We start from the raw sequence: 23,281 nt of genomic DNA, 5'->3' as shown, positions 1-23,281 counted from the left end.
GGTATCATTGTCAGGAGTTTCTTAGCATGTAAGCTCTTCGGGGATATTTTTCTTGTGATCATAAGCAAAAATTAAAGGTTGCATGATTCTAAATAGCGCATAATCATAGGTTTGCGTCTTTTTAAAATAATCGTAATCCTCTATTGCGTGTTATCAATACTTATTTTATAATCTTTGCCAAATAAGTTTAGAGCGTTGATGACAGCACCCACAGAATCTCGATCTTCACCACCAACACTACTCGAAGAAACGGAACCTCTATCCCCGAATCCTATTCCCGCCGATATCCAAATCCCGAGAATTACAATATCTCCTCCTTCTCTAGACGTATCAACAGTTGCATCTTCGGCTGAAGATATCTCGGTCTTCATTGCAGGAGGCCCTAGAAGTTCTTCATCTGCTTCTGTGGCTTCGGATGTGTATGAGTTGGTTTGCCTTTGTGGCGGTGATGAGGATCCTGAGCCCCCAGATTCTGAGGTACGTACTCTCTATGTAAATGGAAGTTGGCAAACGCATCAAGAAGCTGTACAGGAATTGCTGTATATTAGTGAAGTACGGGGAGAGGCCGTTCGTCTTCTCTATAACGATGGAAGCGGCATGTCTCCTTGGCCCATCAGTCCTTGTCGTACTCTTCCTACTCTCGATCATCCTTTATGTCAGGCCCTTTTGACGGTTTGGGAACAGTTTTTCTCTGCTCCTGAAAATCAGAATCGTGAGTTTCTAGTGATTTTCTATGGGGATGCATCGCCTTATATACAACAGGCGTTAACGCAATCTAGGCATAGTCCACGTATTGTTGTTGTAGGGATTTCCCCGACGGTCTTTATTCAAGGAGACTTTAGGGTCCATAATTACCGTGTTTCTGGAGACTTCTTTAGTTCTCTGGATTGTCGGGGAACTAGGGCGGAGAACACCACGATACTGCCGTATTCTTCGGGTCTTGAGGGTGTTTTTCTGCCTTCTATCCGTTGTCCTTCTTTTACTTGGGCGGTGCGTTTTGGAGAGCAATGCTTGGTTGCGAATAGGGGTGAGGATGTAGAAGATAGGGGAGGTCTTTCTCAAGATGCCGAAAGATCACAGTTACCACACAGTGAAAGAGATCTAGCTGTTGTCATTGATTCTACGGATCCTAGTTCTATGAGTAGGCTTGTAGAATGGTTGAATCAAGGATCGCCTTCATCAGATATGGAAATCAATCCCTATCCCCAACGGTGTCCTGATGTAGCTCTTTCTGCGCTTTATGCAATTTCTAGAGTTTCAGGACTTGCGCAGGAATGGATCCTAGCCTCTGTTCATGAGGGCTTAGACTTGCAGATCTGTTACTCTTTAATTTTGATGCACACGACGTTTGCGGTCCGGTATTTTTTCTTACTCTTTACAAATTATCCTCAGTCTAGAGAGAGATTCCGTACTGCACGAATCGTAGCACAATCTCTATATTTACCAAGCATCCTTGTTCTTGTTTTTGATTGTGGCAACGTCCTGCGTAAACTATGGATGCCTCAGGAAATCTTACGAGCAATTTTTATTTCTGCGTCTACAATTTCAGGGAGTATTGTCTTTGTAGAGTGCACTCGCTGGATGGGGCGAGGTCTTAGACATCGTGTACAACAATTTGTGCAGCAACGAGTTATAGGAAGTGGCCTGCCTGTAGGAACAGTACGAGCTTCTTATCGCGATCGTGCAGGCTTTATCATAGGCTTTTTACAAACTGTACATGGAGGACTTTATTTGCCGGTATCCATTATGGTGCTTAACCAGATTGCAATACAAGTTCCACGTATCTTAGTACGTCCAAATAACACTGCTGTTTATGATCTACATAATAAAAGTGCTGAAGAAAATTGGAGCAGTGGTGATGTATTAGCTGTTGGCCAAACATTAAACTTCATCTTATGTGCTTTCGTCTTGTTCGTAAATCTATGGTTCTTTGTGAAGTCCGTATTACGCCATTCTAGGCGTCGTCGTCGCTAATGTATCTTTGGAGACATCTTGGTATTTTTAACATAAGAGCACGGCAAAAAAAAGAAAGACCGAGAAAGAAGCTTTACCTTTAAGAGTTCTCTGATGTTTCCCGGAGCATCAGGAGTCCGAAGGGCAGAGTCTAGGTTTTAGCCTTCCGCAGGGATTAGAAGGAATATCCCATAATCTCTTCCGCTATTGTATCGTGGAAGAGACGGCCCTGTCTATTTAGGGCAAGACATTGTCCATGCACACTGAATAGGTTTTGTAATTTTACATCTTGCGTAAGCATGGAGATAAGTGTGGAGGGGAACTCCGCGAGGTCTGCTCCTTCAAGGAGTCGGAGTCGCAGGGCTAAGGCTTCTTTGATTCGTTCTTTTTTTGGGAGAATTTCTGAGGTCTCTTGGGTAGGGAGATTCTTACGTACAGCACGTAGATAGTGAGAAATATGACTATAATTTTTTGACCGCTCTCCGTGAAGGTATTGCGAAGCTGAAACTCCTAAGCCTAAGAAAGGGCGATCTGTCCAGTAATAGAGGTTGTGCTTTGCGGGGTAATCTGGCTTGGCATATGAAGCAAGTTCATAGCGTTGGAACCCTTGGGAGAGTAGGAGATTTTCAGCAAGGAGGCTCATCTCAGCTAGAATTTCTTCTTGGGCAATTGTGGGGACTAGAATTTTGCGGTGTTTATAGAAGGAGGTGTGGGGATCTATAGTGAGGTTGTATAGAGAAATGTGAGTGATAGGGAGAGTCAGAGCTTGATGTAGGTCGCTTAGGAATATCTCCAAAGACTGTGTGGGCAGTCCGTAGATTAGGTCTATAGAAAGATTAGAGAATCCGTGATTCTGGCATTCTTGCAGTGCTGTGATTGCCGCAGATGAAGAATGCGTTCTTCCGAGGAGCTGTAGGATAGAGTCGTCGAAGGTTTGTACGCCAACGCTAATTCTATTTATTGGAGTCTCTTGTAGTTGACGTAGATAGCTTACGGTGAGATTTTCGGGGTTGGCCTCTAAAGTAATTTCCCGGGCATGGGGGGCTAGCTCTTTGAGGATGCGCTTAAGATCAAGAGGAGAAACTAATGAAGGTGTTCCCCCTCCAAAAAACACAGTCTCTATGAAATGCGTCTCTTGGATGGGGGCTAGCTTTCTTAGCCCCTCTTGAATTACAGCATTACAATAGAGCGATACAGATTCACTTTTGTAGGGGATTGTATAAAAACTGCAATAGCGACATTTTTTTGTGCAGAAGGGAATATGAATATAAAGAGCTAGGGGAGCCTTACCATTCATTAGCATCGGGATCAATGATACCACCGCGTCTCCAGCGATTGCGATCGCTGAAAGGGTCTTCATCGTCTTCGTGGGAATAGTCGACTTCTACTGCCCCATCTTCACGTCCTTCATCGGTGAGTTCCAGTTCTACGGTTTCGCCTGGGTCGATATCAATTTCTGTTTCTGTGGGTTCCACAAATTCAATATCAGACATACTAGGACCATCAGGGTAGACAGTCTTTGCGGGACTGCGTCGTGGTGTGACGTACTCTTCAATCTCTCCGTTTTCTTTGAGGAGTTGTAGACGTTCTTTTTCTTCGTAAATTTTATGTTCTAAGATTCGGATTTCTTCTTGGTGCCTGCTAATTTCTTTTTTTGGCACTAAACCCAACTGCATCCATTGCGTAAGGTCATGAAGTTCTGATTCTAATTTTTTAAGACGTTCGCTTTTCATCCAAGGGTTCCCATCCTGTATTCGAGAGCAGGTGCATAGCATTTTTTTGTTTTTTCAACTGCAGAAAAAAAACAAAGATTTTTTTTTTTTTGAAAAATAAAAATTTGCTATGAAGCAGACATTTAGATCGTATTTATTGAGTTTAATTATTTTATGGATTCCGAGTTTGTGGGGCAAGTATATTCTTCGGATATGGATTGGATCGAGTCTATGTATCAGAGATTTATGAATCACGAGACTTTGGATCCTTCTTGGAAGTATTTTTTTGAAGGGTATCAGCTCGGTCAAGCAGCATCTCCATCAGAAGCTAGTACTAAGATTTCTGGGAATGAAACTATTGCTATGCTTCAAGAACAAAAATCTCAGTTTCTATGTACGATTTATCGTTATTATGGATATTTGCAAAGTCAAATTTCAACGCTTGCCCCAACTACAGATTCTCGATTCATTCAGGAAAAGATCGCTAAGATTGATCTGGATGAGCAGGTGCCTTCTGCGGGTCTACTTCCTAAAGCTCAGGTTTCGGTACGAGAGCTGATCGAAGCTTTAAAAAAATGCTATTGCGGAAGTCTTACTTTAGAAACCCTAACATGTACTCCTGAGTTGCAGGAGTTTGTTTGGAATCTTATGGAGAAGCGACAAGTGGAGCGCTTTGCAGAGCAGCTCCTTCGCTCCTATAAAGACTTATGTAAAGCAACGTTTTTTGAAGAGTTCTTACAGATAAAATTTACAGGTCAGAAACGTTTTTCTTTAGAGGGCGGAGAGACCTTGGTCCCCATGTTGGAGCATCTTGTTCATTATGGATCGGCATTAGGAATTTCTAACTACGTTTTAGGAATGGCCCATCGAGGTCGTTTGAATGTATTAACGAATGTTTTGGGAAAGCCTTACCGTTATGTCTTTATGGAGTTTGAAGACGATCCTGCAGCACGTGGTTTAGAGAGTGTTGGGGATGTAAAGTACCATAAAGGGTATGTGCTAAAGTCCCATCAGAAAGATAGGGAAACTACCTTTGTGATGTTGCCAAACGCTAGTCATCTCGAATCTGTAGATCCTATTGTCGAGGGGGTCGTGGCTGCCTTGCAACACCAAGGTCACGCAGGTAAAGAGCAAAGCAGCTTAGCAATTTTAGTTCATGGAGATGCAGCATTTTCTGGTCAGGGAGTGGTTTATGAAACTCTCCAGCTGAGTCGTGTTCCAGGGTATTCTACTGAGGGTACGCTTCACATTGTTGTGAATAATTACATAGGGTTTACCGCAGTGCCACGGGAGTCAAGGTCCACCCCTTATTGTACGGATATTGCTAAAATGCTAGGGATTCCTGTATTTCGAGTGAATAGCGAGGACGTCGTTGCCTGTATAGAAGCTATAGAGTACGCTCTGCAAGTTCGTGAGAGATTTAGTTGTGATGTGATCATAGATCTCTGCTGTTATCGCAAGTATGGACATAATGAAAGTGACGATCCCTCAGTAACAGCTCCCTTACTCTATGATCAGATTAAGAGAAAGAAGAGTATTCGCGAGCTGTTTAGGCAATATCTGTTGGAAGGGCAGTTTGCAGATATTTCTGAAGAAACTTTGGCATCTATTGAAAAAGAGATTCAAGAGAGTCTGAATCGTGAGTTTCAAGTATTGAAAGGGACGGATCCAGAACCCTTTCCTAAAAAAGAATGTCATCACTGCGATCGCTTAAATAACGGCGAGCTTATTTTGCATGATTGTGATGTTTCTTTGGATCGCGAGACTCTTTTTCATATGAGCTCGCGTCTTTGTGGTTTCCCTGACAATTTTCATCCCCATCCTAAAATTAAGACTCTTTTAGAAAAAAGAATGAAAATGGCAGAAGGTGGGGTTGGTTATGATTGGGCGATGGCCGAAGAATTAGCCTTTGCTTCGCTATTAATCGAAGGGTACAACCTGAGACTCTCAGGTCAAGATTCTATTCGCGGGACATTCAGCCAACGACATTTGGTATGGAGTGATACTGTGACTGGAGATACCTACTCTCCATTGTACCATCTTTCTGCAGAGCAGGGCTCTGTAGAAATGTATAATTCTCCTCTTTCCGAATATGCAATTTTAGGGTTTGAGTATGGCTATGCTCAACAGGCATTAAAGACTTTAGTGTTATGGGAAGCGCAGTTTGGGGATTTTGCTAATGGTGCACAAATCATTTTCGATCAGTATATCTCTTCGGGAATTCAGAAGTGGGATTTACACTCTGACATTGTTCTGCTTCTTCCCCATGGGTATGAGGGCCAAGGACCCGAGCATTCTTCATCTCGTATAGAACGTTATTTGCAATTAGCCGCGAACTGGAATTTTCAAGTGGTCTTGCCTTCCACTCCTGTGCAATATTTTCGGATTCTCAGAGAGCATGCTAAGAGAGATCTTTCTTTGCCTTTGGTGATCTTTACTCCTAAGTTGCTGCTGAGATATCCACAATGTGTAAGTAGTATCGAGGAGTTCACAGAACCTGGGGGATTCCGTGCTATTCTCGAAGATGCCGATCCTAATTATGATGCTTCTATTTTGGTATTGTGTTCGGGAAAGATCTATTATGATTATGCAGAAATGCTTCCTCAAGATCGGCGTAAGGACTTTTCTTGCTTGCGTATAGAGAGCTTGTATCCTTTAGCTCTTGAGGATTTAGTGAGCCTTATCGATAAGTATTCTCATTTGAAACATTTTGTTTGGCTACAAGAAGAATCCAAGAATATGGGGGCCTATGACTATATGTTTATGGCGTTGCAAGACATTCTTCCTGAGAAACTGCTATATATAGGACGTCCTCGGAGTAGTTCCACAGCTTCTGGATCAGCGAAGCTCAGTCGTCAAGAGCTGGTCACGTGTATGGAAACCCTCTTTTCTTTAAGGTAAATTATGACTACAGAAGTACGCATTCCTAATATTGCAGAGTCGATTAGCGAGGTGACCGTAGCTTCCTTGTTAGTTACAGAGGGTGCTCTGATTCAAGAAAACCAGGGCTTACTAGAAATTGAAAGTGATAAGGTAAATCAGCTCATTTATGCCCCAGTATCGGGAAGAATTTTCTGGGAGGTTTCAGAAGGCGATGTTGTTCCTGTAGGGGGGGTAGTGGGAAAAATAGAGCCCGCAGGTGAAGGGGAAGAGCTTGGAGATTCTCAGTCTAAAGAGACTATAGAAGCTGAGATCATTTGCTTTCCTCAGTCTGGGGTGCGTCAGTCTCCTCCAGAGAATAAAACGTTTATTCCTCTTCGTGATCAGATGGACCAAGGATCCCAAGGTCTTTCTGCAGGAGATCGAGGAGAAACTCGAGAACGCATGACCTCGATTCGTAAGACAATTTCGCGGCGTCTTTTGTCTGCTTTACATGAGTCTGCGATGCTCACGACATTCAATGAGGTCTATATGACACCTCTTTTTCATTTGCGAAAGGAAAAACAAGAAGAGTTTCTATCTCGATATGGGGTGAAGTTAGGATTTATGTCTTTCTTTGTGAAAGCTGTCTTAGAGGCTTTGAAGGCATATCCACGAGTGAACGCCTATATTGATGGCGAGGAGATTGTTTACCGTCACTATTATGACATTTCTATTGCTGTAGGTATCGATCGAGGACTTGTGGTTCCTGTGATACGCGATTGCGATAAACTTTCTAACGGGGAGATTGAGCAGAAACTCGCAGATCTTGCCCTTCGGGCTCGTGAAGGCCTACTTGCAATAGCGGAGCTTGAGGGAGGAGGTTTCACAATTACCAATGGAGGCGTATATGGATCGCTACTTTCGACTCCCATTATCAATCCCCCGCAAGTGGGGATTTTGGGGATGCATAAGATAGAAAAGCGCCCCGTTGTTCTTGATAATGAAATTGTAATTGCAGATATGATGTATGTCGCTTTAAGCTATGATCATCGTCTTATTGATGGGAAAGAGGCTGTTGGGTTTTTAGTCAAAGTGAAAGAAGGCCTAGAGAATCCTGCCTCATTACTCGACTTGTAATTTCTCTGATTCTCATAAAGGCTCTTTTAGAGCCTTTTCAGATTTTTTAACCTCTTTTCTTATCATGAAAAGGATTGCACTCATCTTGAGTAAGGAACAATGTAAATTGAGTATCCGCACTTACATTGGCTTGTACCGCAGCCTCATTCAAGGCGCCTAACAACTTTCCGGGTAAGTACACATTGTCTCTTTTAAAGTGAGGTTTCCCGGTATGATCAAGAGGAGTGAAAGCTTCTTCTGCGTGAATATGTACTGATGTGAAGCCATTTTCTAAGAGATCTACAAACAGATTTTTCAAGAACTCCTTTGAGTCTTTTTCAGAAAGCGAAGAGCTCATCGGATCTTTTCTTTCTAAGATATCTTGTACATCCTTGTCGTAATAACCCCAAGGAGTCCATGCTAAAACTAAAGTTGAACTGACACCAGGAGTTGGAGAATTGAAAATTGCCCATTGACCTGCTTTTTTTCTAGAGTTCATTTTAGTTTTCATAGCTTCCCACTGTTCCTCTCCTAAGAGATCTTGCAGTTGCTTTAGGGGAGCCGAGACTTCCTTATCCCCTTTCCAATGCGAAGTTTCTGGTGAAAGGAGGAATAGCGAAGGTACGCGAGCCCCGTGATCTCTAATTTCTGTGAGATTAGGAGCTTTAGCTGTGACAACCTTAAATTAAGGACCCTTCTTTAGATGGTGAATTTCACAATTCGTAGCTTCTGTAATTTTGATTTCTTTAGTGAGTTTTTCTTTGGGAGGAAGAGCGTCGTAAGGTAAGGAACAATGATGTTAATAGGGCTAGTTTAGTTAAATAAGAATAGGGGATCTCAGGTTTAGGAGTGATGGGTTGTTGCTCGATTACAATGATGGTTAATGGAAGAAGAGCGTTTCTAGAAAGTGCATCTGCTTCCTCGTCTTCTTTAGGCAACAAGCTCAAGATGAGAAGCACGAGCCCGATGGCTAATCCCACGAGTGTGATAATACCAGCAATGCTATACGCCTGTATTAGAGGGAAGCCTAAAGCTAAGAAGGTAACGAACGTGATTCCAGCTGCTAACATTAGTGCAGCGAAAAGTATGTAAAGAACAGCACGCGCAATTTGAAGAGCAAGACTTTTACTTCTGAGTGTGCCTTCTGTAGCTTGGGTTTTGTTAGCTTCAATCTCAGCGAGTTGCGCTTTTTTTGGCTTCACTGGTTCGTGAACTTTATGATTAGTTGATGCGCCTAATTTCATAGAAAGTCTTTAAGCTTAATTTTTTCCTAAAAATTGTAGTTTACATGTTGTTTTTCATCAAGAAGATTACTGAATTCTGAGTGGGTTGGAACGAAGCATGTTCTTCTAGAAGCTAAGGTCCTTAGGGGAAAGGAAAAGAAGCTTGGCTGGATCTTTTTAATCTCTGGGTAGGAGAAGGACGGCGGTTACATTATTTCTATTTTTTGAATGTTGGCCTGTGAGATTGGGATCGGGATGGTGAGCAAGGTACCTTGAAGAAAAGAAAGCGTCGTGTTCCGTGTAGGTACAGAGGTCTGAGATAAAAATGCGGTCTTTAGAGATTCCTAAATTCGTAAGTTGCTTGCGAGCAATCGCACGCAGGTCAAAATGGTTTTTGGGATTCATAAAGGGAAGAAAGCTACGAGGAAATAACGTAGCGTAATCGGGATAGATAGCATAATCTGGACCGATGGAAGGGCCGATAGCTACGAAGAGATCTTGTGGTTTTGTATGAAATAATTTTTTCATAGTACCTACGGTGACAGCATAGATATTGCCAAGCAATCCTCGCCATCCGCTGTGTACATTTGCGATTGCGTGGTGTTCTCGATCATAAAAGATAGCTGCTTGGCAATCGGAATGGCGGATATGGAGAGAGAGGAGCGGAGACTGCGTGCACAGTCCGTCTGCAGGTTGGTAGGTGGGGGATGTAGGTGTAACACAACGTACGGAAGTGCCGTGGCGTTGATGAAGGTCGCAATACTTCGGAGATTGGAGAGCTGAAGCAATCTCAGGATTCTTGGCTGCGAAGACCGTGCCCTCGGCATCCTTTTGTTTTGAAAAGACTCCGTGGCGTATAGGCAAACCATCGAATTCTTCGAAAGTCCAATAGTTCAGAGGGTGAGTGTGGAAGGATAGAGTCATACTGTCAACTTAGTTTCTTCAGGGTCTTTCCATACCCCATGTTCTTGTAAAAGTCGAATTAATTCTTCTTCAGCATCTTCCATGGGTATGTGAGCTTTTACACAAGTATGTTTTACATAAAGATCGATCATCCCTGTTTTGGAACCTACAAATCCAAAATCTGCATCTGCCATTTCTCCAGGGCCATTCACAATACAACCCATGATAGCGATCTTAAGTCCTGGTAGGTGCTGCGTTCTCTTGCGGATACGTGTGGTGACTTCTTCAAGATCAAAGAGGGTCCGACCACACATAGGACAGGAGATGTACTCTGTTTTTACAAGGCGCACCCCTGCATTTTGTAGAGTGCCAAAGGCAATTTTTAGCACGTCCTGTAGGGGAAGGTTCGGTAAGTCAAGAACCACAGCTTCTCCAAGGCCATCAAGAAGCAGAGCTCCAAACTCTGTTGCTATGGAAATAGCAGCTTCTTCTTTATTGTCAAAGTCCCTTGAAAATACTAGCTTGGTCGGTTTTCCTTGGTGTCCTTGTTTTTCAAAGAAATCTCGGGAGGTATGAATGAAGGGGTCTGAAGCATGAAAATGCACAAATGGAGCTTGATGAACAGCAGGGCTATCCCAAATCTCCTCATTGTGTTCATATAGGCAAGGCACTTGATGGTGGTGGAAAACTAAAAAGTGTTCTCGAAGTACATCTGTAATAGGAGCATCTTTTAACTCAGGGGGAACGACGACCCCTTCAGGAGTTGTGAATGCTTTTTCTTTTGTTACGGGATTTACCCCCAAGTGTTCTAAGAGTTCTTCAGGAGTAAAGTCGGTAAGATGGTGAGGATAGAGTTTTAAAAAGACTCCGTAGACGTCTCCCCAAAGTGTTGTTTTCGCAGGCTTCTCTGCAGCAGAAACAAAGTTTTCGGAGTGTTGTAGGGAAAAGGGATTTTTCTTTTCTGGAAGGTCTAAGTAGATTTTCGTATGGCGTAGCAAGCTATCACAGACAGGAATTTCTGTAGTGGGACACCCTGTGAGAGAGCAGCGTATGGTATCCCCGAGTCCTTCGGCAAGAAGAGTTCCGATTCCTACTGCGGATTTTATGATCCCGTCCACGCCCATTCCAGCTTCAGTAACTCCAAGGTGAAGGGGATAGAGCCAGCCTCTAGCATCTAAGTCTTTAGCAAGTTGGCGGTATGCAGTTACCATGATCTTCGGATTGCTAGATTTCATTGAGAAGACAACATCTCTATAATTCAGCTTTTCACATACAGCGATATATTCAATTGCTGAGGCTACCATTCCTTCGATAGTGTCGCCATATTTTTGCATGATTCTTTCGGAAAGTGACCCGTGGTTCACTCCAATGCGCATAGCCTTGCCTAGTCGCTTACATTTCTCTACTAAAGGAGCAAACTTTTCTTCAAGACGCAGGAGACTTTGGGCATAGCTTGCCTCTGTATAGATCTTCGTCCCCTTGAACATGTTCCTCTTATCTATGTAGTTGCCTGGATTGATGCGAACCTTGTCAGCAAAATCAGCAACTAACATAGCTGCTTGAGGGAAGAAGTGGATATCTGCAACCAAAGGGATATTTAACCCTAGAGCAATCAGACGTTCTTTAATTTTTTCACAGGCTTGTGCTTCCTTGATTCCCTGTACAGTCACTCTGACAATATCACAATTATGTTCCGCTAGAGCGTAGATTTGCTCTACTGTACTGTCAATGTCTGTGGTTAATGTCGTTGTCATTGATTGGGTTTTTATTGAGTGGTCACTGCCTATGTATAAGTTGCCTATTCTTACTGTATGGGTTTTGCGTCGCGAGGAATTGATGGCAGGGGTAATGAGTGTCATAAAAATCTCAAAAATTTCAGAGTTTTATCAATTATAAAAGCCGAGAGAATTTTGTTGAAGCTGATAAAGCTTCTCTAAGGATGCCTACATTTATCAATTTTACAGAACTTCACCTCAATAAGAGGAATTTTCAGAGAGAAACGACGACCTTGGATGGCCGAGTGTTTCAGGCCATCAAGAGAGTATATGGAGAGATTATTGTGAATTAAAATAATTATTTCATACTTATCAAGGGGATAAAGATTTTGCTTTAGAGGACGATTCGTAAGGAACTCGAATCTGTTTTTGTGTTCGTAGAACGAATCCCGAAGTTTGACAAAGAGAAGGAGTTCCCAAGAGGAGTGCTTGGGGCTCGTACTTTGGGAACGCTTTTTTCTAATTTGAAATCGGTGTATTTTGTGATGGATGCGTGATTTTATACATCGAGATTAACATGATAGCCAGAAGGATTAGGGAGAGCAAGAATAAGGGCCCTATAACTGTAAAGTAGGCTCCGACAGATGTTGCTACAAAGATCATGGCTATAGCAACGATTCCAGAAACAAAGGTATTGAGGAGGAGTAAAGCAGTTGAAGCCGCAAAGGCAATTTTTATGCATCGTCCTGATCCCGATAACCTTTCTAGGAATTCTCCAAGCTTTGTTTGTTCAACTGGAGATGCACTTGATGTTCCTGTGACTACTGGAGAAGACATGTGATTTCCTATATTTCTATGACAAGCCCTATAATTTTATAGTTTTCTATTTTAAATGCAATGTAATTAGTGTTTTACAAATTAATCTCCTACTAAAATAGGAGGAGACACTCTCATATTTTCTATGACCTAGGGAATAAAATATTTTATTTATAATGAGTGAAAAACACCGCTGTTTGTCTAAGAAATACTTTTAGAAGAGAGTTTACGTTTTATCTGCTGTTCAGCAGTTGTTCCTTCGGTTTTGTTTACAAGGGCAAGCTTTATAACAAGAAGAAGCACACAGAGTACTGTTGTAAGAATAAGGCCTCCTAGGATAATCAAGCAGATGGGAGGAGTCCCAGGAATAAAGAAAGCTGCAATTATTCCTAAAACTTCTATTACTAGAATGGCAACAAGGATTTTAACTAAAAGTTTAATCGTCTTCGTCGTTTTATCTTGATGCTTTGCTTTTAGAGCTTTGGAATTTGGTTCCATGAGGCCTAGATTTCCAGAGGAAGGGCGGTGGCTTGTGGGTAGGGGGGCTGAGGACACGGGCATCGTCTTTTAGTTAGAATTTTCTTTATTTCGCAAAAGCTTTGTCTTATGGAGAGCAGAGGCGTTTCTATTTGCTTGAGAAAGTATAGCGTGGTTTAGAAAGTTAGAAAAGATTTTTTAAAAAATCTTCTATGTTTTGGATGTTTTAAAGAGAGAAGTCTTACCATTTTTTAAGAAAGGATTTCCTTTTCACAAAAAGGCATCTACTCTCTTTTGCTTAACCAGGGGGAGAGATTAGGGTGTGATGAGGGGATGTCTAGCAAGAGTTGTCAAAATGATAACCCACGGTTGATTTTGATTTTCTGCTTCTGATCCAAATGTCTGCAGAGCATCTATCAAGGCTAACTTCACACCATCAATCCATTGCAGACGTAGACTAGTAGTCTCTTCGTCTTTTGGAGAGCCAGGGAAATGGGAGGAAAGCAAGGGGAGCTGAACTACGGTTGTTTTACGGCGCTTGGCCTCATTCAAACAGTTAAGGTAGGCTTGCCTACAAAAGGTAAACGCATCATTAGGATTGTAGTTATAGTCAGAAGCTTTCGGCCCTAGAAGTTGTCCTAAGAATTGCGGTAGTCCTGCTTTACCTGCATTCGTGGTTCCGTTTAGATTTTCCCATTTTGCTGAGCGGCATTCTCCTAATTGTAGGGGCTGTTTTGAACGGAGAGGATCCGGAGATTTTTTCGAATTTTCCCAACAGCGTACACTAGTTGCTTTCGCAAGTGCGAGACTTGTTCCTTTTACGTTGTTTGCCATGTTTGGGGTGGCTGCATTCACAATCATGACGATGCCTTGAGTTTTATAGCGAGGCTTTTCAATGGGCCCTAACGTAGAGATCAAAGTCAGGTTTGAGTTTTTCAAATGCCAAGCATAACCGGTTTGATTGTCAGCAGCGATGAAAGGCATATCTGTGTTAGCCTGTAGATCAGGTATACGGTCCCAATTTTCTTGTAACAGTGTTTGATGGGTTCTAGGGGAAGGAAGCGGGGGCTCTTCTAGGACAGCTTCCGTAGGCACTGGGGTGAGTGCTAGGGGCGGGACAGGAGGAAGGTCTGTATCTTTTATGATGGGCGTCGGCTGATGCGTTACGCTTATAGGACTTTTAGGTTCTCTTAAGAGAAAATAGAGAAGAATACTAAAAGCCAAGACTGCTAGAGCGGTAAGAATAAATAATAGAGGAATGCCTAAAATTATAGCAGCGGTTCCAGAACTTACAGCAATTCCTATAATTAGAATAAAAGCGACAAGGTCCAGACCTTTGAGCTTATGAGATGCGAGTTGCGTGGGCATGCTTTCGCTGCTGATCAGCATGGTTAGATTTACGTTAGTCAAATTGGGTTCTGTGGTGGACATAAAACTTTTTAAATAAAAAACAAAAAGTTTAAAAAAGATTCTTTTTTATGTGAAGTTATTTATATTTTAAATAGAAGTTGTTTATTTAAAATAATAAATAGACAACATTTTCACTTTAAAAAGTATTGGATGCGGCTTAGAGCCAAGAATCTAGGGGGTGCTTGTGATCAGGATAAATTGGCTGTGTTTTTAGAAAGCTGTTCGATTGGAAGCACGGACGCTTTCCGACATAGACTAGGGAGTCGTTAGATCGAAACGGGGTGGAATGATGGGAGGCTGGTCCTTGTCTGTAAGGATGATAATTTTTTGCTCTTCCTGGTTGTCTTGTTCCCATCCAAAATCTTGAAGAGATGTGATGAGTGCCAATTTTATAGCCTCGATCCATTCTGCTCTTGTTTTCCCGAGGTTTAGAAGTCTTGATGGAGCAAATAGATTACATCCAATGAGGGGGAGTTGAATCACATCAACGCCTATGATTTCAGCTTCTTGGAACAGGTTATGAAACGCTTTCTTGCTTACTTCAAATGCTTGCTTAGGATCGTTGTTACACTTAGCAGCTTCGGGACCAAGCAGTTGTGCTAAGAAGTGTGCTTTGCCTGGGACATGGTCGTTTGAGGTGTGATCACTATTTTCCCATTTTGCTGAGCGGCATTCTCCTGGCTGTAGTTGGGATCCAGAACGAGAGTGCGCTCTAGGGAGCCTAGATGCGTTCCAACACTGTAGACTTGTAGCCAGGGATAGAGCTTTATTCGTTCCCCCTCCTTCTCGGGAGATGTTCTCGTTTGCTGCGTTAACAATCATCACCCTGCCTTGAGTTTTGATTCTTGGAACTGCAATATCTCCTGAGGTAGATATAAAGATAAGCTTCGAGTCTTTAAGCTTCCAAATAAAACAGGGCTGCTGAGGTGTTTCTGTAGTAAACGATGGGTCTACAGCGGCTAAGCTCGGAAGAAGATCCCAGTTTTGTTCAAGAAGAGCCTCATAGCCAGGAGTGACCGTGATAGCGGTAAGTTCTTCTGGGGGTGTGGTTAGATCAGCAAGAGAGACTTCGGGGAGTGATTCGGGATCGGGAAGTGGATCGATCTGCAAAGGGAGGTCCTGTTGCTCAGGAGGCTGGGGAGAGGGAGACAGAGAACTTTGCTCAGATTCGGGTTCGATTTGAGGAAGAATCTCGTATAATTTAGGTTTCTTTAAAAGGGAGTAAAGTGAGACCGCAGCAATTGCTAATGTTATGACAACTACGGCAGAAAAAATAGGCATAGCCAAAATGCCAGCAGCAATGCTAAAGCCCAAAGCGCACGCTAGGGCTAGTGTGAGGGTGACAATTTTCAGTATTTTCTCGATTCTATCTGTACGGTTGAGAGGGAGTCTAATCGGATAGGAATGTTTCGCAGGAGTTCTGTAGAGACTGGCGTCTGTATAAGAGGGTAGGGGATTAGAATCTGTCATAATATTTTATTAATAGATCAATTTTCAACTATTATATTACTAATTTGTATTTTTATTAGATTTTTTTATAAAACAAAATTAGTTTATTAATGCATCCTATTGAAATAGATCTTTTTAGTTAAAAGGGACCATAAGTAGCTGTTTGTGGTCTGTAAGGATTATAGTCATGGGAGTTGAGGGGTGCTGCGCAGCAAAGGAGCGAAGAGCTTCCATAAGACCTTTCTTTATATCATTTACCCACTACGTACGGATGTGGTAAAGCTTATATGCACTGCTATTAGGCTTTGTTTGGTTTACGGGTTCTAGTTCCAGCTTTCCTCCAGGTGAGTATATAGAGGAAGAGATCAGAGGCACTTGGACCACAGTGGCTTGGTTATTGAGAGCTTCATCAAAACAGTTCAAATAGGCTTTCTTAATAACATTGCTTAATTTCTCAGGATGTGCTTTCAATTCTCCTTCATATTTAGGACCAAGAAGTTGTGCTAAGAAATGTGCTTCTCCTGGGTTCGTATCATTTATTCGTCCAGTCTCTATTGATCCAGGGTGCTGAGCGGCATTCACCCACAGATAATCCTTTGCCAGTGTTTATTTTTCCCCCAGATGTTCTCGTATTGTTCCAACAAGTAGGGTGTGTGGCTGCTGAGAGAGCAGCATTGGTTCCGGATCCACCAGATTGCATGTTCGAATTCGCTGCGTTAACAATCATGACTCTTCCTGAGGTTTTCAGGCGTGGTTTAGCGATGTCTCCTGTAGTGGCTACTAAGGTAATTGGGGCTCCTTGATGTTCCCAGACATAGTATCTTTGATTAGGATCTTGGAGAGTCCAGGATATATTGATTTCTGAGAGAGTATTGACTAGGGTCCATTCATTTCTCAGCAGCTTTTGGTAATCCAGAGGGACTGAGGGTTGCACTTGAGCTGCAATATCCTTGGGGACATGTTTTTGGGGCCCAAGGAGCTCTTCTGTCGGTTTGGATGGCTCTCTTCTTCTTAAAAGAAGACAAGAGAGTACGACTGCTGCAAGGAGAGCAGCACCAGTGGCTATAGCCATGAGAGGCATACCAAGAACTCCAGCAACAACTGCAGTCCCTACAGCTATGGCTAAAGCAAGAATAAGAGCTGTGAGTTTTATTATTTTAGCAATCACTTCTTTCTTAGTAAGCACGGGTGATTCTGAGATCAATCTCTCATCTACAGACAAATGTGATTGATTCTCGTGTACATCTGGGATTGAAGTGGTTTTAGTCATAAAATATCTATTTAAAGGAAAAGATTATATCTTAATTTGTTGTTTTTTACAAAAAATCTTTTTCTTTGATAATAAAGATTTTTATAAATTCTTTTTAATTTCATTAATTTTAATGAGTTAAGGCGTAGCAGGCGCACCTTATTGTTTAGTTCATAAGAGAACTCTAAGTGGGTGCCACACAGAGTTTTTTCTCCACTTGGTTCAAAAGGGTGGCGTTTGTGGTTTTATGGGGAACGATTCTACCCCAGCCATGGGATTCAAAGACTTCTTAGATCGACAATACTACTTGAGATTCTAATGGGGGGTGAAGACATGTGTATTTCATGGGCATGGGTAACGGAGGACATCAGGTTTACTTTCGAAGGCCCATATATCATCTTCAGAGGTCAATAAAAGGGGGGGGTAGGGAGAACGATGTTTTACAACAGTGTAGAAATTAACTATTTGTGAAATATTTTCATTTAATAACAATTTAATGAGTTTTAATTTGAAGACACAGGCAGTGGCTTATCTTTTGTCTATAAGTCGGTACAGTCAGACTTATAAGAATTGCCGCTTTTTGGGTCTTCATAATCTCTATCTTAAACAAAAAGGAGGTCAATCACAAACTGGGTGAGTTGTAGAGGTCTCAATAAGAAAGTTTGTAAGGTTAGGAGAGCTATAATTGCGCCTGGGATTCTGCATAGACGATACCTGAAAAGATAGTGCCTAGGGTCGGTGTTTGCTGATGAGAATGCCAAGAAGCATAGTCATCAACCGTCTTAACATATTTATAAGTTTTCTTAGCAGCGAATGGCACAGCTGCTAGAAAGCAAAACAAGATGATAACAGCCACCAATAGAATTGTTCCTGAGACAGCAAGGACTGCAATGGCAGCTGGATGTCCAGTTTCTAGAGTGAATTGCAGAGCAGGGCGGATTGCCAATAAACTAAGAACTATGAGGCAGCATCCGATCACTAGGAGAACTTCCAATATGACAGAAGTGATTGTCCGTGGAGAAGACTCAGCTTGCTGCTTCCCCTTGAGTTCTATGAGTTTCTGATTTTGTGTGTTTGCGCTATTGATTAAGGGAGCGGCTGGACTTTCAAAAAGAACGTCCGTAGCAGATACTGGAAGATATCCCATTTATTTTAATATCCTTTAATTAAAATTTGCGCAGATATTATACCTTAATTTAATTTTTATTAGAGAATAAAATTCTATATTTTCTTTTGTGTAATATTTTTTTATAAAAACATGAGTTTTTAATTTAACTTAGAAGAGAAGTGTTGCAATATCTTTTATTAAAACAAGAGTACCTAAGAATTCGTGCGTAAAATATTACGTATTTGATTTGTATAAGTCGTGAGAGTGTTTTTTCTATTATTGAGGGGCTATTTTGATTTTTCTTGAATTGCGTCATGGAAAGATCTTGGAGGCTTTAGGAGCCTTTTTGTCCCTCATCATCTCGAGATAACCAAACTGAAAAGATGCGTACCAAGAGTTTGTTTTTTCGTTCGCGAATCTACTGTACCCTTGATTTTAGGATAGCCGTTTTGAGTGAGATAGAGATCCTAAGAGAGATCCTCAATACTTTCTTGAGGTAGTTGGGCTAAGGATCTTTCAACACAAGCAATAGTTAGCGGATATTCTGGGTGCAGCTCGGCCATGTATTTTACTGCTGTAATCATAGCCAAAGATTGTTGCATTCTTGATTGCGGGGGCAATTCTCTAGAATAGAGATGCTCCCTCAAGCTGTATAAAGGGATTTGGATAATTTGGGTGTTCGTATTGATCGCAGTCTGGATATAAGTGACATAGAGTGCATAGTAGTATTGGTAGATGGCTTCAGGAGTTGTTGGTATTTGTGGGAGGAAGACGCGGCCTCGGAAATCGGGTTGCCAGTATAAACGTTCTCCTGAATCTCCCGCAGGGAGTTCTGTATTTATTTCTACCCTGGTTTCCTGAATTGCCTCATTGAGCAAGGATTTTGGGGAGGGAGTGGTATCTACGTAGGAGGATATAGGCGCATTTTGCGAGGTTTCTTCAATTAACAGAGTCTTTCCTAAATTTTCGGAAGCTGAAATTAAGAGATGTTCTGGATTGCCTCCCGGTAGGAGGGATACTAGGGAAAACAGTGAATGTTTAGCTTTCCATATCTCGTAAGGGTTATCTGTGAGTAATGCAGAGGGTGCGGGGAGATTCTGTAGGTCCTTGGGTTGGTGTTCCCAGTTTTCTTTAGAACGATTGATTGCGATAGAGATAGAAGAATACTGTAGGTTGGTGGAGACCCTTTTTGGTTTTATTTCTTTGTGTTTGCCACAAGCACGCGGTTTTAAGAGGGTGGTTGCTCGTTTATAAAGGATAAAGTTGCTAAGAACAACAGCAATAAATGAAATTCCTGTGAGGAAATAGATAACAGGAATATTTAAAAGCAAACCAATAAGTAGGGTCCCTATAGTAACTAAGACAGCAAAGATTGCAGTAATCAATAGAATTCGAGACTGAATCTTATCAAAGTTGCTGCAGGATTTTTTTTTAGTGTCTACTAGGGGATGATCTACAGTTAAAGATATGGGTGAGATTGTAGCCATAATTAAGGAATTCACCTGAGTTCCTTTAAATTATATCTCTTTTATTGATATTTAAATAATTAAAAACATTTCTGCATTTAAAAATATTTTTTAATTTGTCATCTTTCTAAGTAAATATAAAAAATAATAAGTTTATTTAGTTAAATTTTTTTTGAAAACAAGAAAGATAGGGGAAAGGCTCGCGAGTAAATCAAGCCTTTCCTGAATGCAAAGAGTCGCATAACTACTTAGAAAAGAGTTCGTCAGAATAGAAGTTGTATTAATATAAAATTTTTATTTTCTAAGATTAGAAAGTAACTTTGACACAGCCACCTTTGATGCGGCACTGACAAGCAAGACGTTCGTTAGAGTCTTCGGGTTCTCCTAGAAAATCGTATTCTGGTTCCGTAAACTCAGAAAGATTCTCACGTCCTTCTAAGACCTCTATCACACAAGTTCCACAGACACCTTCTGTACAAGCAAAGGGAATGCCCATGGATTCACAAGGCTCTGCGATCTCACTATTGTCTTCTAACTCGAACTCTTGTTGTTCATCATCAGAGGTAATGACTAGCTTGGCCATGGAGTTTTCCTTCTACGTATTGTCGGATAGATTAAAATGAAGTTCGGAGTAGAGGGATTCGAACCCCCGACCTATTGCTCCCAAAGCAACCGCGCTAACCAAGCTGCGCTATACTCCGTAAAATAAAATTTTCGAGTAAAAGAGATCAACGTTAGCATAGAAGGAAATAGTCGACAAGATCAAAGATGCTTCATAACGTCTCTTTAGAGTTTTACTTGCAGATATATGGAAGAGGGAAGTATGAGAAAAGGCAGGGATTCTCTAGGAGGCTGTTTTTGTGTCTGGGAAGAAAGATGGTGTAAGGGGAATGATCTTTGTCCCTCTTAGCATCCTAGTACTAATCTTTTTACCTCTTCCTCAGATCCTTCTTGATTTTGGATTGTGTATTAGTTTTGCATTGTCTTTACTAACGGTCTGTTGGGTCTTTACCTTAAATTCAAGCAATTCAGCGAAGCTTTTTCCTCCATTTTTCTTATATCTTTGCCTATTGCGGTTGGGATTGAATCTTGCATCAACACGATGGATTGTCTCTTCAGGAACCGCCTCTTCTCTGATTGTTTCTTTAGGCAGTTTCTTCTCTTTAGGAAGTCTATGGGCAGCAACGTTTGCGTGCCTCCTTCTTTTCTTTGTGAACTTTTTGATGGTTTCAAAGGGTTCGGAAAGAATCGCAGAGGTCCGTTCGCGGTTTTTCTTAGAGGCTCTTCCAGCAAAACAGATGGCTTTGGATTCTGATCTTGTTTCTGGAAGAGCTTCTTATAAGGCTGTCAAAAAACAAAAAAATGCCCTTATAGAAGAAGGGGATTTCTTCTCTGCCATGGAGGGGGTCTTTCGTTTTGTTAAAGGGGATGCAATTATTAGTTGTATCCTTTTACTCGTGAACGTAGTTTCTGTAACTTGTCTTTATTATACTTCGGGTTATGCTCTTGAGCAGATGTGGTTTACAGTTTTAGGAGATGCTTTAGTGAGTCAAGTACCTGCTTTACTTACTTCGTGTGCTGCAGCCACTCTTATTAGTAAAATCGATAAGGAAGAGAGCCTTTTAAATTACCTGTTCGAATACTACAAACAGTTGCGTCAGCATTTCAGGGTGGTGTCGTTATTGATCTTTTCTTTGTGCTGCATTCCCAGTTCTCCAAAATTCCCTATCGTTTTGCTCGCGAGTCTTTTATGGTTGGCGTATCGAAAAGAAGAGCCTGCATCAGAAGATTCTTGTATAGAACGTGCGTTCTCTTATGTTGAGGGGGCCTGCCCTAAGGAACAAGAATCACAGTTCTATCAAGTATATCGTGCAGCATCCGAAGAAGTATTTGAAGATTTAGGAGTTAGATTGCCTGTGCTTACTTCTCTACGTATTGAAGAGCGTCCTTGGCTCCGAGTATTTGGCCAGAATGTATACTTAGATGAAATGACTCCAGAGGCTGTGCTTCCTTTCCTTAGAAACATCGCTCATGAGGCTCTCAATGCCGAGGTAGTTCAAAAGTACCTTGAGGAATCAGAGAGAGTGTTTGGCATCGCTGTTGAAGACATCGTTCCTAAGAAAATCTCTTTAAGCTCTCTTGTAGTTCTTTCTCGCCTCCTTGTTAGAGAAAGGGTATCGCTTAAGCTTTTCCCAAAGATTCTAGAGGCCGTTGCGGTATACCAAAATTCTGGAGACAGCTTGGAGATCCTTGCGGAAAAAGTGCGAAAGTCTCTCGGATATTGGATTGGGAGAAGTCTCTGGGATCAGAAACAAACCCTTGAGGTAATTACCATAGATTTTCATGTTGAAGAATTGATAAACAGCTCATACTCAAAGTCTAATCCTGTAATGCAAGAGAATGTGATCCGTCGAGTAGACAGTCTTTTAGAACGGTCGGTATTTAAAGATTTTCGAGCCATAGTTACGAGCTGTGAAACACGATTTGAGATGAAAAAAATGCTCGACCCACATTTCCCTGATCTTTTGGTTTTATCTCATGATGAGCTTCCTAAAGAAATCCCTATTTCCTTCTTAGGGATCGTTTCAGATGAGGTTTTAGTTCCTTAATTTAATTTAATCTTCTGTAAGCACTATTACTTTCGTATTTTTTTTGTTGGTGTAAATATTGTTTAAAAATTTTTTTTGAATTAATCTAATAAATAACTAGATAAAAAAAAATTTGTGAAAACACAGCAAACTCAAAACATCATAGAGGTTTGGAACTTCTACTGGGAGACTCAGGAAATAGAGTATCGCGATAGCTTAATTGAGTTCTATTTGCCTTTAGTAAAAAGTGTGGTTCATCGTTTGATTTCAGGGATGCCTTCCCATGTAAAGACCGAGGATTTGTATGCTTCGGGTGTTGAAGGTCTCGTCCGTGCGGTGGAACGTTATAATCCTGAGAGAAGTCGTCGTTTTGAAGGTTATGCGGTATTTCTGATTAAGGCTGCCATTATTGATGATCTGCGTAAGCAAGACTGGGTTCCTCGTAGTGTCCATCAAAAAGCGAATAAATTGTCAGGAGCTATGGATTCTCTTCGCCAGTCTTTAGGCAAGGAACCCACGGATCTTGAACTGTGTGAGTATCTCAATATTTCGCAACAAGAGCTTTCGGGATGGTTTGTATCTGCCCGTCCTGCATTAATCGTGTCTCTGAATGAAGAGTGGCCTTCACAAAGTGATGAAGGAGCCGGAATGGCTCTTGAAGAGAGAATCCCCGATGAACGTGCCGAGACAGGGTACGATGTTGTAGATAAACAAGAATTTTCTTTATGTTTAGCCAATGCGATTCAGGAACTTGAGGAAAAGGAACGCAAGGTCATGGCCCTGTACTACTATGAAGAACTTGTCCTTAAGGAAATCGGTAAGGTCCTTGGGGTAAGTGAGTCTCGCGTCTCTCAAATTCACTCTAAAGCATTGCTTAAGCTTCGCGCAGCACTCTCTGCATTTCGATAAATACAGTTCTCAGGTTTTAAGAGCAGTCCTAGAGCTAGGAGAAGCCCTCCTACGACACAGAGTAATCCGTAAAGAATTTGTTTAGTCAACGCCATAACAATGCAGCCAGCAATTGTGAAGATTGCTCCTACAATCAAGAGAAGAATGCGGGGCAGCCATTCTTTAATACGTTCGGCTAGGGTAGAGGTAGGAAGGGGTGCCTTGCTAGTTGTGGCATTTAGACTAGTTGCGGCGTTTAGCATCGACGGAACCCCAATTGGAGATGTAGACATAGCGACCTAATCTTTAGAGAAGATAGAAGTTATGGTATCTCAGCAAAGGAATT

General features: G+C 41.6%; 21 protein-coding genes and 1 tRNA gene. 5 read left to right on the top strand and 17 right to left on the bottom strand.

Annotated features, from left to right (window positions below; genetic code table 11):
• The first annotated feature begins 198 nt into the window (after positions 1 to 198).
• A complete protein-coding gene (locus CPB_RS01945; RefSeq protein WP_010883024.1) occupies positions 199 to 1,974 on the top strand; it encodes a DUF687 domain-containing protein in 1,776 nt (591 codons plus the stop codon).
• A gap of 154 nt (positions 1,975 to 2,128) precedes the next feature.
• Here CPB_RS01945 and hemW read toward each other — a convergent pair whose 3' ends face one another.
• Together hemW and CPB_RS01935 are read right to left on the bottom strand one after the other, a co-directional pair.
• Positions 2,129 to 3,250 (bottom strand): radical SAM family heme chaperone HemW, encoded by a 1,122-nt coding sequence (gene hemW, locus CPB_RS01940; RefSeq protein ID WP_010883023.1) that lies wholly within the window; start codon positions 3,248 to 3,250, stop codon positions 2,129 to 2,131.
• A complete protein-coding gene (locus CPB_RS01935) occupies positions 3,240 to 3,686 on the bottom strand; it encodes a hypothetical protein (RefSeq protein WP_010883022.1) in 447 nt (148 codons plus the stop codon). Before CPB_RS01935 ends, hemW begins: the two co-directional genes overlap by 11 nt.
• A gap of 153 nt (positions 3,687 to 3,839) precedes the next feature.
• On the opposite strand from CPB_RS01935, the gene CPB_RS01930 reads away from it, so the two are divergent.
• On the top strand, positions 3,840 to 6,566 hold the full coding sequence (locus CPB_RS01930; RefSeq protein ID WP_010883021.1) for a 2-oxoglutarate dehydrogenase E1 component: 2,727 nt from the start codon (positions 3,840 to 3,842) through the stop codon (positions 6,564 to 6,566).
• A gap of 3 nt (positions 6,567 to 6,569) precedes the next feature.
• On the top strand, positions 6,570 to 7,664 hold the full coding sequence (gene sucB / locus CPB_RS01925; RefSeq protein WP_010883020.1) for a dihydrolipoyllysine-residue succinyltransferase: 1,095 nt from the start codon (positions 6,570 to 6,572) through the stop codon (positions 7,662 to 7,664).
• Between the two features lie 46 nt (positions 7,665 to 7,710).
• On the opposite strand, the gene CPB_RS01920 is transcribed toward sucB, so the two are convergent.
• The 14 genes from CPB_RS01920 to CPB_RS01855 all read right to left on the bottom strand — a co-directional run bounded on the left by CPB_RS01920 (position 7,711) and on the right by CPB_RS01855 (position 20,160).
• Positions 7,711 to 8,154: a hypothetical protein gene (locus CPB_RS01920; protein ID WP_010883019.1), complete on the bottom strand. Its 444-nt coding sequence runs from the start codon at positions 8,152 to 8,154 to the stop codon at positions 7,711 to 7,713.
• Positions 8,155 to 8,389: 235 nt separating this feature from the next.
• Positions 8,390 to 8,887: a hypothetical protein gene (locus CPB_RS01915; protein WP_010883018.1), complete on the bottom strand. Its 498-nt coding sequence runs from the start codon at positions 8,885 to 8,887 to the stop codon at positions 8,390 to 8,392.
• Between the two features lie 156 nt (positions 8,888 to 9,043).
• Positions 9,044 to 9,790: a peptidoglycan editing factor PgeF gene (pgeF, locus tag CPB_RS01910; RefSeq protein WP_010883017.1), complete on the bottom strand. Its 747-nt coding sequence runs from the start codon at positions 9,788 to 9,790 to the stop codon at positions 9,044 to 9,046.
• A complete protein-coding gene (locus CPB_RS01905) occupies positions 9,787 to 11,628 on the bottom strand; it encodes a 4-hydroxy-3-methylbut-2-en-1-yl diphosphate synthase (protein ID WP_010883016.1) in 1,842 nt (613 codons plus the stop codon). The genes pgeF and CPB_RS01905 overlap by 4 nt, the downstream gene beginning before the upstream one ends.
• 375 nt (positions 11,629 to 12,003) lie before the next feature.
• Positions 12,004 to 12,321 carry a hypothetical protein gene (locus CPB_RS01900; RefSeq protein ID WP_010883015.1) on the bottom strand — a complete coding sequence of 106 codons (318 nt, stop codon included), beginning with the start codon at positions 12,319 to 12,321 and terminating at the stop codon, positions 12,004 to 12,006.
• 180 nt (positions 12,322 to 12,501) lie between these two features.
• On the bottom strand, positions 12,502 to 12,861 hold the full coding sequence (locus tag CPB_RS01895) for a hypothetical protein (protein ID WP_010883014.1): 360 nt from the start codon (positions 12,859 to 12,861) through the stop codon (positions 12,502 to 12,504).
• 231 nt (positions 12,862 to 13,092) lie between these two features.
• Positions 13,093 to 14,208 (bottom strand): hypothetical protein, encoded by a 1,116-nt coding sequence (locus tag CPB_RS01890; RefSeq protein ID WP_010883013.1) that lies wholly within the window; start codon positions 14,206 to 14,208, stop codon positions 13,093 to 13,095.
• A gap of 234 nt (positions 14,209 to 14,442) precedes the next feature.
• Entirely contained in the window at positions 14,443 to 15,657 is a 1,215-nt protein-coding gene (locus tag CPB_RS01885) for a macro domain-containing protein (RefSeq protein WP_010883012.1), read from the bottom strand.
• Between the two features lie 240 nt (positions 15,658 to 15,897).
• Positions 15,898 to 16,218 carry a hypothetical protein gene (locus CPB_RS01880; RefSeq protein ID WP_010883011.1) on the bottom strand — a complete coding sequence of 107 codons (321 nt, stop codon included), beginning with the start codon at positions 16,216 to 16,218 and terminating at the stop codon, positions 15,898 to 15,900.
• Positions 16,169 to 16,906 (bottom strand): hypothetical protein, encoded by a 738-nt coding sequence (locus CPB_RS01875; RefSeq protein ID WP_011126120.1) that lies wholly within the window; start codon positions 16,904 to 16,906, stop codon positions 16,169 to 16,171. Before CPB_RS01875 ends, CPB_RS01880 begins: the two co-directional genes overlap by 50 nt.
• Positions 16,907 to 17,564: 658 nt before the next feature.
• Complete coding sequence (locus tag CPB_RS01870) at positions 17,565 to 18,032, bottom strand: hypothetical protein (RefSeq protein ID WP_010883009.1); 468 nt, start codon at positions 18,030 to 18,032, stop codon at positions 17,565 to 17,567.
• Positions 18,033 to 18,460: 428 nt separating this feature from the next.
• Positions 18,461 to 19,480: a hypothetical protein gene (locus CPB_RS01865; RefSeq protein ID WP_010883008.1), complete on the bottom strand. Its 1,020-nt coding sequence runs from the start codon at positions 19,478 to 19,480 to the stop codon at positions 18,461 to 18,463.
• A 286-nt stretch (positions 19,481 to 19,766) separates the two neighbouring features.
• Entirely contained in the window at positions 19,767 to 20,042 is a 276-nt protein-coding gene (locus CPB_RS01860) for a 2Fe-2S iron-sulfur cluster-binding protein (protein ID WP_010883007.1), read from the bottom strand.
• Between the two features lie 43 nt (positions 20,043 to 20,085).
• Positions 20,086 to 20,160, bottom strand: a tRNA-Pro gene (locus tag CPB_RS01855).
• A 159-nt stretch (positions 20,161 to 20,319) separates the two neighbouring features.
• Here CPB_RS01855 and CPB_RS01850 point away from each other — a divergent pair.
• Together CPB_RS01850 and CPB_RS01845 are read left to right on the top strand one after the other, a co-directional pair.
• On the top strand, positions 20,320 to 22,068 hold the full coding sequence (locus CPB_RS01850) for an EscV/YscV/HrcV family type III secretion system export apparatus protein (RefSeq protein WP_010883006.1): 1,749 nt from the start codon (positions 20,320 to 20,322) through the stop codon (positions 22,066 to 22,068).
• A gap of 114 nt (positions 22,069 to 22,182) precedes the next feature.
• Complete coding sequence (locus CPB_RS01845) at positions 22,183 to 22,956, top strand: FliA/WhiG family RNA polymerase sigma factor (RefSeq protein ID WP_010883005.1); 774 nt, start codon at positions 22,183 to 22,185, stop codon at positions 22,954 to 22,956.
• Here the strand turns inward: CPB_RS01845 and CPB_RS01840 are convergent.
• Complete coding sequence (locus CPB_RS01840; protein ID WP_010892050.1) at positions 22,905 to 23,228, bottom strand: hypothetical protein; 324 nt, start codon at positions 23,226 to 23,228, stop codon at positions 22,905 to 22,907. The genes CPB_RS01845 and CPB_RS01840 overlap by 52 nt on opposite strands.
• Positions 23,229 to 23,281 lie beyond the last annotated feature (53 nt).

Source organism: Chlamydia pneumoniae TW-183 (assembly GCF_000007205.1).
GTDB lineage: Bacteria > Chlamydiota > Chlamydiia > Chlamydiales > Chlamydiaceae > Chlamydia > Chlamydia pneumoniae.
Note: the sequence above shows the minus strand (reverse complement) of the source record. Positions and strands in the feature narration are given on the sequence as shown.